The following is an 11,416-nucleotide window of genomic DNA, read 5'->3' as shown; positions in this document are numbered from 1 at the left end:
CGGCACATGCGTCCGGGCCGCCGCGCCCGACTCAGCCCTCCCCGGCTCAGCCCTCCCCGGCCTCGTCCTTCGGCCGCGGCCCCTCGGGGCGCGCATCCGCAGGCTTGGGGCCGTACAGGTCCATCCCGGGCGTCCGGCCGATCACCGGGTAGTTGCCCGTGTAGCCCTCGCGCTGCGCGGCGAGCTCCCGCACCCGGCCGCGCACCACGAACCAGCCGATGACCAGCAGCGGCGCCACCACGAGCATCGCGGCGAGCGTGTACGTACCCACCGGGTAGTCGAGCGCGATGAGCACCATGACCACGGCGAGGAACACGAGCACCGCGTAGTCGCTGTACTTGCCGCCCGGCGCCCGATAGTCGGGGCGCGTGTAGAGCCCGCGCTCGGCCAGCTTCGTGAACTTCAGGTGCGACATCGAGATGGCGGCCCACGAGGCCATCGTGCCGATCGCCGCGATGTTCAGCACGATCTCGAAGGCCTGCTCGGGCACCCAGAAGTTGATCGCGACGCCGATCATCGCGACGACGGCGGTCAGCAGGATGCCGCCGACGGGAACGCCCGAGCGCGACATCCGCTGCGCGAACTTCGGCGCCGAGCCGGCCATGGACATCGAGTGCAGGATGCGGCCCGTGGAGTACACGCCCGCGTTCATGGACGAGATCGCCGCGGTGATGACCACGAGCTGCATGATGGGCCCGGCCGCCTCGACGCCGATCGAGGAGAAGAACGTGACGAACGGGGATTCCGTGGCCGAGTAGGCCGTGTAGGGCATGAGCAGGCACAGCAGCAGGATCGGGCCGCAGTAGAAGAGCACGATGCGCAGGATGACGGTGTTGATCGCCTTGGGCACGATCTTCTTCGCGTCCCGCGTCTCGCCGGCGGCGGTGCCGACGAGCTCGATGCCCGCGTAGGCGAAGACCACGCCCTGGATGACGATGAGCGCCGGCAGCAGGCCGTTCGGGAACAGCCATCCGTCGCCCGCGATGAGCGAGAATCCGGTGGGCGCGCCGTTCGGCGTGCCGAAGATGACGAAGAAGATGCCGAGCACGAGGAACAGCAGCAGGGCGCCGACCTTGATCAGCGCGAACCAGAACTCCATCTCGCCGAAGACCTTGACCGAGATCAGGTTCAGCGAGATCACGAGGACGACGATGACCAGCGCGGTGATCCACTGCGGGATGTCGCCGAGGAACGCGAGCTGCTCGTACTGGCTGAACCAGGCGATGTAGATCGCGAGCGCGGTGGCGTCCGCCACCGCCGTCATGGCCCAGTTGAGCCAGTACAGCCAGCCCGAGACGAAGGCGGCCTTCTCGCCGTAGAACTCGCGCGTGTACGAGACGAAGGAGCCCGAGGACGGGCGGTGCACGATGAGCTCGCCGAGGGCGCGGAGGATGAGATACCCGAAGAAGCCGCACAGGGCGTACAGCAGGAACAGCGAGGGTCCCGCCTCCTGGAGGCGGCCGCCCGCGCCGAGGAAGAGCCCGGTGCCGATGGCGGAGCCGATGGCGATCATCTGGAGCTGTCGCGCTCCGAGACCCTTCTGGTAGCCGGCCTGCTCGTGGGCGAAGGGGTCTTCCGGGGGCACCGGGGTCTTGTCGTGATCCGACATGGAGTTACCTTTCACGCGTGCCTTTGCACCGCCCGGACTGTTCCCAGCCCACGGCGGCACGGCACTGAAACGGAGATCCCGGTGCAAAGGCGTCCGTCAGTGTTCAGAATGCTACAACAACTCCGGGACTGCTGTGCGGGGCGCAAAAACGATGCCGGGAACAGCCGGAGCTGCAGGCCGAGCGGTCCGCCGGGCCGATCGCCGGCATGGTTTCGGCAGCATCGCGACTCCACAGCAGTCCCGCAGTCCGAGGCGAGATTGCAGAGTGGTTGTCGACCGTTCGGCTTACACTTGGCACATGACGCCGGACACCGCAACCTTGATCCGAGACGGCCTCGCGCTCGACGCAGATCAGCGCGCGGTCGTCGCGAACGCCCTGCTTGAAAGTCTCCATGACACGGGCGGTACGAACGAGATCGATGCGGCCTGGCGTGCCGAGGCCAACCGGCGACTGGCCGAGGTGCGCTCCGGCGCCGTCGAGTTGGTCGATGCTGACGAGCACTACGAACGTTTGCACGCCTCGTTCACCCGATGACCCGCGCCCAGCGAGAGCACCCCGAGGCTGTCGCCGAGTTCGACGCCGCAGTGCGCTGGTATGAAGAGTAGGAACAAGGGATCGGCCTTGCACTGATCGACCGAGCGCGGCAAGCCCGGAAAGGCCTCGCCCGGTGGCCGAACGCCGCACTGCCATTCACGACCGCGGACGATGGCACCGTTGTCCGCAGCAAGACTGTTCGCGGATACCCGTACCGCATCGTTTACACGGTGGAGGTGGAGTCGGTGAACACCTCCACGATCGGGACGGGATTCCCGGCCCGGTACTCGTCGAGCGCATCGAAGTAGCCTTCGGGATCGGCGAGCAGCCCCGCCGACACGGGGACGGTGACCTGGCGCGTGGTTCCCGAGCTGCGGAGCATCGCGTGCACGAGAGCGCGCCCCGCTCGCCCGTTCCCGTCGGGGAAGGGATGGATGGTCTCGAACTGGGCGTGGGCGAGGGCCATGTGCGGGATGACGGGAAGATCCGTGCGTCGGGCGAAGCGCATCAGGTCATCGACCAGCGCCGGCACCCGCTCGGGCTGCGGCCCGACATGCGATGCGGTGTGAGGGGTGGTGCCGCCTATCCAGACGGCGACATCGCGGAATCGACGCGAGGTACGGGGCCGCGTAACGGGGCCGCGCCCGTCTCGATATCGGCTCCACGGGGTCGTGCTCCCACGCCACCTGCTCATGGGCGACCGCCGGCCAGTTCGCGCCGAGTCGCCCCGCACCGCGCCCTTCCGGCTCCATACCGCTCCCCCGAGGCCTTCGATGAGCAGCGTCATACCAAAGCTTATGAAAATAACCTTTGGCATGGCGGTTCGATGGCATCGTTTAGGGTTCGGGGAGCTCCGCGATGAGCGTCATCCTCACGCGCCGCTGAGCGCCGCTATGCCTCGGACGAGCCCGAGGTCCATCTGCGACGGAAATCACGGCGGACCAGTGTTTTGCGATTCGGCAGCGGGTGATCGACGGCGCCGATCTCCGTGAATCCGACGGCGTCGAGGGCCTCGACAAGGCGACCGGCGTCGACGTCCGAAGACACGCTCGCGAGTCCGGAGAAGGCGGAGGTATATTCGGTCCGGCTGACGAACCCTTCATCGTCGTTGCGTTGCACCACGACGCTCAAGACGCCGATACGGTCGGCGTTGACGCCCGCGAAGGCCGCGAACTCGTCGACGCCCACGTATTCGACGATGAGGTTCGCGATGACGAGGTCCGTCTCGCTCAAGCGCAGGGAGCGGTCGATCCTCGCCTCGATCAGGTGCAGGCGGTCTCCGAGCGCGCCGCGATACCTGGCTTCGCACGCCTCGAGGTACTCGGCGTTGAGGTCGATGCCGACGATCTCGTCGAACCGGGCCGGGTCGACGGCATCGAGCCCGTTTCCGCCTGCGACCCCGAGGACGGTTGCCGATCGGGGTCGATGGTCCGCGAGCTGCTCGGCGGTGATCGCCCGCAGCCGCTGCAACTGGCCGACCTCGGCGTCGCTCATATGCGCCTCGTAGACGGAAAGTGGTATCGCCTGCCAGGGATGCGCGGAGCAGGCTTCATCATGCCCGGACCGTCGATGTGGGGCTATCATTCCTCGACCTCGCCGCCGACGGCGCGCAGGTGCTGCCGGAAAGTGGTCCCGTCTCGGTCGCGCGCGGCCAGGAACTCGTCAAACCGGGTCTGCGCGCGCAGGCTGCTTCCGGCTCGCATGCTCGCGGCCTGCCGGCGCTCGGCATCCCGAATCTCTCGAGCTGTTTCGGCCACCTCCTCGGCTCGTGCCAACGGCAGGAACAGCACGCCGTCGTCATCGCCGAGCACGGCGTCCTCTCCGGTGACTCGATGGCCCCCGATGCACGCGACGACGGTCGCGTCCTCGGGCCGCGGGTCGAGGCGCTGCGGCCCGACGGGGAACGCGCCGCAGCTGAAGACGGGGAGGCCGATGTCCCGCAGCTCGCCGGTATCGCGATGCAACCCCCAGATCACGATTCCCGCCAGTCCCGCTCGGGCCGTTTCCAAGGCGATGAGGTCGCCCACGCAGGCCTCATCCGCACGACCATCGTTATCGACCACGAGGACGTCTCCCGGATCGGCCCGCTGAACGGCTTCGAGAAACACCTCGACGCTGCCCGTGTGCCGGGCCGGCAGCGCCCTGCCCACGATATGCGTGCCCTTCCACAGCGGACCGATGCCCGCAGGGGCCGGACGAACCGGAATGTCGAGGCGCATCATGGCGTCGGCGACGTGCGGCGTCGTCAGATCGAGATAGCGGCGTTGCAGCGTTTGGGCGTCCACGGCGGTTCCTTTCGATCGATGAGCAGCACAGTAGTCGGACCGGCGAGGGAGGTGGTTGCGTTCTTCCTCGCGACGGGAGCGGATCCTCGCAAGTTCTTCCTCCGAGACGCGCATCGACGACAGCTTCTTCGGTCCTCCGGTTCAGCCCGGGCTCCTGCCCGCCACGAGCGTCTTCATGATCAGCGTCGAGGTGAGCCGCTGCACCCCCGGGAGTTGGCTGAGCCGCTCGTCGTACAGCTCCTGAAAGTGCTGTTTGGAACGCGCCGCGACATAGAGCTGATAATCGGGTTCGCCGAACAGCCGGTGGGCCTGCACCACGTGCGGGATCTCCGCCACACCCGCCTCGAACTCCGCGATGACGACGGCATCGCCGGCGCGCATCGTCACGAACACCAGCGCCTCGAACGGGAAGCCGAGGAGTTCGAGATCCACATCGGCCCGGAACCCTCGGATCACACCCTTCGCCTCGAGGTCGCGAAAACGGCGGTGGCACGCCGAGAGGCTGAGTCCGACCTGCGCCGCGACCTCGGTCATCGTCGCCCGGCCGTCGTCCTGCAGCAGAGAGAGCATCGCCCTATCGATCGCATCCATGTGCAAGATTCTTGCATCATCCTACCAATCCATATGCGGAACTGGAGTGGAACGGCCTAATCTGCGAATACCATTCGATCGTGCATCAGCCGCGTCGACCGGCTTCCCGGGAGGTCGGCCGATCGAAGCGCATCCGACCGCAGCCGGTCGGCGCCAAGCCCCGAAGGAGTCCTCCGATGACCCGCACCCGTCCGTTCGCCCAGGTCGACGTGTTCTCGCGCGAGCCGTACCGCGGCAATCCGGTCGCCGTGTTCCTCGAGGCGGAGGACGTCGACGCGGCCGCGATGCAGCGCATCGCGCGGTGGACCAACCTCTCCGAGACGACGTTCGTGCTGCCGCCCGCCTCCCCCGAGGCCGACTACCGCTTGCGCATCTTCACGCCCTCCGGCGAGCTGCCCTTCGCCGGCCATCCCACGCTCGGCTCGGCGCGGGCCTGGCTCGAGCACGGCGGGGTCCCGCGCGAGGAGGGGAGGATCGTGCAGGAGTGCGAGGCGGGGCTGATCACGCTCCGCCGCGACGGCGAGACGCTCTCGTTCGCGGCGCCGCCGCTCATCCGCACCGGGCCGCTGGACGAGGACTACCTCGCGAGGATCGCGGCCGCGTTCGGCATCGCCCGCGATCGGATCCTCGACCACCAGTGGGTCGACAACGGTCCCGGCTGGGCCGTGGTGCGGCTCGCGAGCGCCGCAGAGGTGCTCGCGCTCGAGCCCGATCTGTCGGGGCTCCCGGACGCGATGATCGGCGCCCTCGGCGCGCATCCGGAGGGCTCGCCGCACGCGTTCGAGCTGCGCGCCTTCGCGCCCGCGGCCGGGATCGCGGAGGATCCGGTGACGGGCAGCCTCAACGCCTCGGTCGCCCAGTGGTTGACCGGGATCGGCGCTGCGCCGGCGCGCTTCGCCGTCGCGCAGGGCACCGCGCTCGGCCGCGCCGGCGAGGTCGCCATCGCCGTCGAGGCGGGCGAGGTGTGGGTGGGCGGCGCGACGACGGTGTGCCTGCGCGGCACCGCCGCCGTCTAGCCGCCCGGACCCTCAGCCGCGCAGCACCCGGTAGCCGCGCCGCGGGTCGTAGCCGTGGATCTCGCGGGTGTCGAGCACGCCCATGAAGTCGAGCACGCCCGCCGTGATCACCTGGCCCGGCACCAGCACCGGGAAGCCGGGCGGGTAGGGCGTGACGAAGCCGGCCGAGACCGGCTCCTCGCCGCGAGCCACGCGCTCGCGCAGCTCGTCGTGCAGCACGTGCTCGATCGCGCCGCGCTTCTGGCCGAGGAAGAACGCCGGGCGGATGTCGCCGTCCGGCAGCGCCTTCTCCGCGGCGTACCCGGGCGCGAACCAGCTGAAGTCCGGCAGCGGCGGCATCTCCGCCTCCGCCGGCTCGGTCAGCTCCGGGTCGCGCTGCGCCTGCTCCTCCTCGAACCGCTCCGCGAGCTTCACGAGCACCTCGATGAGGTACGCGATCGAGCTGCGGGTGGTGCCGATGTTCGTCATGAACAGCACCGTGTTGCGACTGGTCTTGTTTACCTGGATGCCGTACCGGTTCATGAGGTACTCGTGCTTGAACGTGTCGCCGTCCACGCCCGTACGGGTGATCTCGACCGTCAGGCGGCTCGGGTCGACGACGAACTCGTCCGCGGCCCACGCCTCCCACATCGCCGAGAATCCGCTGCGCAGCGGCATCGGCCGCCCGACCTCGCGGTGCTCCTCGGGGATGAGCTGGTGCGCGGTGAGCACGCGGTAGGTGCGCCGCAGCAGCGGATGCCGCGCGATGGCCTGCGCGAGGCTCGTCGCGAGGTCGAGCTGCTGCTGCACGAGCTGGAAGCCCTCGAGCTCGACCTGGCGGCGGCCGAGGTCGAGCGAGGCGAGGATCTGGTAGTTCGGCGAGGTCGACGTGTGCGTCATGAAGGACTCGTGGAACGGCTCCTCGGCGTCCCGCACCCAGTCCTGGTCGTAGACGTGGATCATCGAGCCCTGCCGCAGCGCCGTGAGCGTCTTGTGCGTCGAGTGCGTGGCGTAGACGCGCAGCCGCGCGTCGGGGCTCGGGATGAGCCGCTCCTCGAGCCACGCCGAGTCGTCCTTCGGCGTGCCGTCCTCGTCGAACAGCCGCCTGCGCTGCTCCTCGTAGGCGGCGGCGTGCGCGGAGGTCTTCAGCGTCTCCTCGAGGTGGGCGGCCGCCGCCATCGCCGTGCGGCGGCGGGTGATCGGATGGAACGTCGCGAACGCGAACCACGCCTCGTCCCAGAGGAACACGAGGTCGGGCTTGATGGCGAGGCACTCGGCCATCACGCGCTCCGGGTCGTAGACGATGCCGTCGAACGTGCAGTTCGTGAGCGTCACCATGCGGACCTCGTCGAGGCGGCCCGCGGCGCGGTAGTCGAGCAGCATCTGCTTGATGTCCCGCAGCGGCACCGCGCCGTAGAACGCGTAGTCGTCGAGCGGGTAGGCCTCGAGGTACGCGGGACGGCCGCCCGTGAGCACCATCGCGTGGTGGTGCGACTTGTGGCAGTTGCGGTCGACGAGCACGACGTCGCCGGGCGCGACGAGCGCCTGGTGCACGATCTTGTTCGCGGTGGAGGTGCCGTTCGTGACGAAGAACGTGTGCTTGGCGCCGAAGGCGCGGGCCGCGAGCTCCTGCGCCTTCTTGATGGGCCCCGTGGGGGCGAGGAGGGAGTCGAGGCCGCCGGAGGTGGCGCTCGTCTCGGCGAGCAGCAGGTTGAGGCCGTAGAAGTCCGCGAGATCCTTGATCCACTTCGAGTTCACGACCGAGCCGCCGCGCGCCACCGGCAGCGCGTGGAAGACGCCGACCGGGCGCCGCGCGTGGTCCTGGATGGCGGAGAAGAACGGGGTGTCGTGCAGGTGCGAGACGCGGCGCAGCAGCGAGAGGTGGAGCTCGAGCTGGTCCTCGCGCCGGAACACGCGGCGGAACCGGCGGCTGAGCGCCCCGGCGAGGTCCTCGATGTGCGCGCCGGCCATGAGGTAGAGGTCGAGCTCGGGGCGCAGGGCCGCGAGCGTGTCGGCGAGCCCGAGCACCCGCTGCACCGAGGCGAGCGAGCTGCGCGAGGGCGCCGGATGGTGCACCGCCGAGTCGCGGGCGATGCGGATGGTCTCCTGCAGCTCGGTGCTCAGCCGCTCGCGGGTGCGGTCGCTGAATCCGGGGCGGACGACGCACGCGAGGATGCTCGGGTTCGTGATGACCGCGGCGATCGCGTCCTCCGCCGAGGCGACGACCACGAAGTCGTAGATGAAGTCGTCGGCCTCGCTGCGCAGCCGCAGCGCCTCGGCGTGCAGGCTGTCGCGGTCCGCCTCGGTGGTCTCGTCGACGACGAGCACCTCGAACCGCGGGCGGGGATCGACGTCGTCCTGCCACTCGAGCTGCTCGGCCTCGTCCTGCTGGTCCTCGCGCGGATCCTCGAGGCCGGCGCTGCCGCGGAGCCGGTTGACGACGCGACCGATGCGCTCGAGGGCGGTGTGGTAGTCGCCGTGCTCGAGCAGTTCGCGCACGCCGCGGACGTAGCGGCGGCCGAAGCCGGCCCAGTACAGCTCGATCGTCTCGAGCGCGCGCAGCGACCGGATGACCTCGCCGTCGGTGGACAGCACGTCGTCGTTGTCGTTGCCGAACGCGATGCGCTTCACCGCGAAGCGGAGGTACTCCCACGCGTCGCTGCGCAGCCGCCACGTGCTCGCCGGCATCCCCGGGTCGCGCTCCAGCAGCGGCTCCGCCGCCTGCGCGCCCACGCGCCGGCGCTGTCCGGCCGTGATCGGACTGACGACCTCAAACCTGCTCATCCGTTGTGTTCCTCCCCTATGCCCCTGTGCATCGCGGCGTCCTCGCCGCACCGGAATCTCCGCCTCGTGCTACCGCGGTGACTCGATGGAAGCACAAAAACACGGTCGCCGTTGGCGTAGCCCGGTCGCGGGCCCCGACCAGATCCTCGATCACCGGCGAGGTGAGCGGAACGGTCACCGCTCGGCGTGCAGGTCGGCGCGAACCCGATCCCAGTCTCGGGTCCGCGCGGGCGCTTCCGCAACCTCGTCGAGCGTCAGTGCCAGAGCGCGCCGCTCCTCATCGCTCGGCACGTAGACCGGCTCGCCGAAATACGTCCGCAGCGCTTCCTGCACGACCTCCGAACGGGTGCGTTGCTCGACCTCTCGCGCACGCTCCACGATCGCGTACAGCTCCTCCGGCAGCGTGATCACCACCTTGCGAACAGCCATCGCTCCTCCTCATCCGGCATGACCAAAGCATGTCAGTTCGTCGGCGTCGCAGACAACGCAATCGCGACCCGTTGTCGCGGGCACTCCCCGGGGAGGAACTGGACCCGCGTCCCGGCGAGCCGGGAAGGGCGATGCTTACGACGTGTCTCCAGCGGCCTCGTAGTGCGACGTGCTGGAGCGAGCACCTACGTCTTCATCGCCTCGACCACCGCGGCTTATCTTCTCTCCAGTACGCAAAAGCATGCCGTTCAACAGTCTTCACCTGCAGAGCCCCTCCGCGGGCGCTCACCTTTATCGCAGGACCGCGAGCATGCTGCCCTCCGTGACCTGGCGAGCGTGAAGCAATCAATCGCGGATCGTCTTCGAATACAGGACAGTCGCGTCGACGAACACTCGCTCGATGCTCACGTGATGCCCTAGAGATCGTCGTCGATATCGAGGAAACCCTCGATGGCGGCCTGCCTGCGCGCTTCCTGAGACCGACGGTATCGCATAAGGTCGTCGCGATTGATGCGCGTGTGGCTACCGACCTTATGCGCAGGGATCTCCCCCGCCTCGATACGCTTCATGAGCGTTGGACGAGAAACTCCCAAGATCGCCGAGGCAAGGCTCGTGGTCAGCTCCTCCGGCAGCACCTGCACGCGCACGGCTCCCTTTTCCGCAAGGGATTCGACGACGTTCAGAAGCAAGGATGCAAGCCGTTCCGGAAGCTCGATGTCAGCGCCATAGGGCTGCTGGAGAACCAGCTTGGGCTCGAGCGCCTCGCCCATTTGAGCCGCAATGCGCTGGGCATCCGCCTGAAGCTGCTGATCCACGATGGCCGAGTCACTCCTACCGGCCGTCAGCGAGAAACCGCCCATCTTGCGCCCCCTGCTCGTAGTCTTCCAACCATACTAGAGGTTGCACATATAAGCGCAAGATGTGCGCCCGTGCCCGACATATAAGCGCTCACCATGCGCACGGCAGTCGATGATGCGGCTGAACGCTTCACATCACGACCATCCACCGCGCTCGAATTCGACGCCCCCCCTGCGCAGCCGCCCCCGCCGACGCCTACCTCGCGGCGACCCCCGTCAGCTCGCGCCCCGACGGCAGCCGCTCGTCTTCGGGCCGGCCGATGCGCTGCCAGATCTCGTCCAGGGACAGCCCGAGCTCGACCGCGATCGCGGCGACGGTGGGGAACGCCGGCGTGGCCACGCGTCCCGACTCGATCTTCCGCAGCGTCTCCGGGGAGATGCCGGCGCTCAGCGCGACGTCGAGCATCGAGCGCTCCCCCCGCGCCCGGCGCAGGAGCGCCCCCAGGCGCTCTCCGCGCTCGACCTCTTCCTGCGTAAGCGGCAACCTGACCATGGACCCATGCTAGTACCGGTATACAATTACCGGGATAGTTATTGGCATGACAGGAAGCGGCCGAATGATCCAGATTCTCAACGAGGACGAGCATGCGCGGGCTCGGGCGACCGGGCGGCTCGTCGGGAGCATCCTGCAGGAGCTGCGAGGCCGCTGCCGAGCGGGCACCGACCTGCTGGAGATCGACCGATGGGCGAAGTCGATGATCCTCGAGGCGGGAGCGACCTCCTGCTATGTGGATTACGAGCCCTCCTTCGGCAGGGGACCGTTCGGGCACTACATCTGCACCGCGGTGAACGACGCGGTGCTGCACGGCCGGCCGCGCGCATACGCGCTGCAGGATGGCGACCTGCTCACGCTCGACCTCGCGGTCGTCAAGGACGGCATCGCCGCGGATGCGGCGATCAGCTTCGTCGTCGGCGACCGTCGGGATCCGTCGGACGTCGAGATGATCCGCGTCACCGAGCGCGCGCTGGCGGCGGCGATCGACGCGGCGACGCCCGGGGCCCGACTGGGCGACCTCTCGAACGCCATCGGGCAGGTGCTCACCGGGGCCGGCTACTCGGTGAACACCGAGTACGGAGGCCACGGCATCGGATCGACGATGCACCAGGATCCGCACATCCCGAACATCGGGCGACCGGGTCGCGGCTACCGGTTGCGCCCCGGCCTCATGCTCGCCCTCGAGCCGTGGGTCATGGCCGATACCGATCGGCTGATCACCGATGCGGACGGCTGGACGCTGCGCAGCGCCACGGGCGGCCGGACCGCGCACAGCGAGCACACGATCCTGATCACCCCGGCCGGCGCGGAGGTGCTGACGCTCCCGGCCTAGGCG

At 68.8% G+C, this 11,416-nt stretch carries 12 protein-coding genes; 3 read left to right on the top strand and 9 right to left on the bottom strand.

The genetic code is table 11. The features are described 5' to 3' along the window. Positions 1–46: 46 nt before the first annotated feature. Positions 47–1,609 carry an amino acid permease gene (locus tag FM112_RS07575; protein WP_087005927.1) on the bottom strand — a complete coding sequence of 521 codons (1,563 nt, stop codon included), beginning with the start codon at positions 1,607–1,609 and terminating at the stop codon, positions 47–49. A gap of 298 nt (positions 1,610–1,907) precedes the next feature. Between FM112_RS07575 and FM112_RS07570 the strand changes: the two genes are divergently transcribed. Then, entirely contained in the window at positions 1,908–2,144 is a 237-nt protein-coding gene (locus FM112_RS07570; RefSeq protein ID WP_087005923.1) for an addiction module protein, read from the top strand. Positions 2,145–2,367: 223 nt separating this feature from the next. On the opposite strand, the gene FM112_RS17545 is transcribed toward FM112_RS07570, so the two are convergent. The 4 genes from FM112_RS17545 to FM112_RS07550 all read right to left on the bottom strand — a co-directional run bounded on the left by FM112_RS17545 (position 2,368) and on the right by FM112_RS07550 (position 5,020). Next, positions 2,368–2,838, bottom strand: coding sequence for a Fic family protein (locus tag FM112_RS17545; RefSeq protein ID WP_369678163.1), 471 nt, complete (start codon positions 2,836–2,838; stop codon positions 2,368–2,370). Between the two features lie 197 nt (positions 2,839–3,035). After that, positions 3,036–3,638, bottom strand: coding sequence for a class I SAM-dependent methyltransferase (locus FM112_RS07560; RefSeq protein WP_254910409.1), 603 nt, complete (start codon positions 3,636–3,638; stop codon positions 3,036–3,038). Between the two features lie 86 nt (positions 3,639–3,724). Beyond that, positions 3,725–4,429 carry an RraA family protein gene (locus FM112_RS07555; protein ID WP_087005913.1) on the bottom strand — a complete coding sequence of 235 codons (705 nt, stop codon included), beginning with the start codon at positions 4,427–4,429 and terminating at the stop codon, positions 3,725–3,727. A 141-nt stretch (positions 4,430–4,570) separates the two neighbouring features. Further along, positions 4,571–5,020, bottom strand: a complete 450-nt coding sequence (locus FM112_RS07550; protein WP_087005910.1) for an Lrp/AsnC family transcriptional regulator — start codon at positions 5,018–5,020, stop codon at positions 4,571–4,573. 176 nt (positions 5,021–5,196) lie between these two features. Between FM112_RS07550 and FM112_RS07545 the strand changes: the two genes are divergently transcribed. After that, positions 5,197–6,036: a PhzF family phenazine biosynthesis protein gene (locus tag FM112_RS07545; RefSeq protein WP_087005907.1), complete on the top strand. Its 840-nt coding sequence runs from the start codon at positions 5,197–5,199 to the stop codon at positions 6,034–6,036. Between the two features lie 12 nt (positions 6,037–6,048). On the opposite strand, the gene FM112_RS07540 is transcribed toward FM112_RS07545, so the two are convergent. The 4 genes from FM112_RS07540 to FM112_RS07525 all read right to left on the bottom strand — a co-directional run bounded on the left by FM112_RS07540 (position 6,049) and on the right by FM112_RS07525 (position 10,578). After that, positions 6,049–8,703 (bottom strand): aminotransferase class I/II-fold pyridoxal phosphate-dependent enzyme, encoded by a 2,655-nt coding sequence (locus FM112_RS07540; protein WP_254910412.1) that lies wholly within the window; start codon positions 8,701–8,703, stop codon positions 6,049–6,051. Between the two features lie 270 nt (positions 8,704–8,973). Then, positions 8,974–9,228 carry a ribbon-helix-helix protein, CopG family gene (locus FM112_RS07535; RefSeq protein WP_087005901.1) on the bottom strand — a complete coding sequence of 85 codons (255 nt, stop codon included), beginning with the start codon at positions 9,226–9,228 and terminating at the stop codon, positions 8,974–8,976. 416 nt (positions 9,229–9,644) lie between these two features. Next, on the bottom strand, positions 9,645–10,043 hold the full coding sequence (locus tag FM112_RS07530; RefSeq protein WP_176386721.1) for a helix-turn-helix domain-containing protein: 399 nt from the start codon (positions 10,041–10,043) through the stop codon (positions 9,645–9,647). Positions 10,044–10,281: 238 nt separating this feature from the next. Beyond that, positions 10,282–10,578 carry a helix-turn-helix transcriptional regulator gene (locus tag FM112_RS07525; RefSeq protein WP_087005895.1) on the bottom strand — a complete coding sequence of 99 codons (297 nt, stop codon included), beginning with the start codon at positions 10,576–10,578 and terminating at the stop codon, positions 10,282–10,284. A gap of 64 nt (positions 10,579–10,642) precedes the next feature. Between FM112_RS07525 and map the strand changes: the two genes are divergently transcribed. Continuing rightward, complete coding sequence (gene map, locus FM112_RS07520; protein ID WP_087005892.1) at positions 10,643–11,413, top strand: type I methionyl aminopeptidase; 771 nt, start codon at positions 10,643–10,645, stop codon at positions 11,411–11,413. Positions 11,414–11,416 lie beyond the last annotated feature (3 nt).

The sequence above is a fragment of the Gulosibacter sp. 10 genome, assembly GCF_900163695.1.
In the GTDB taxonomy this organism is placed as follows: Bacteria; Actinomycetota; Actinomycetes; order Actinomycetales; family Microbacteriaceae; genus Gulosibacter.
This window is presented reverse-complemented; position numbering and strand designations above follow the sequence as displayed.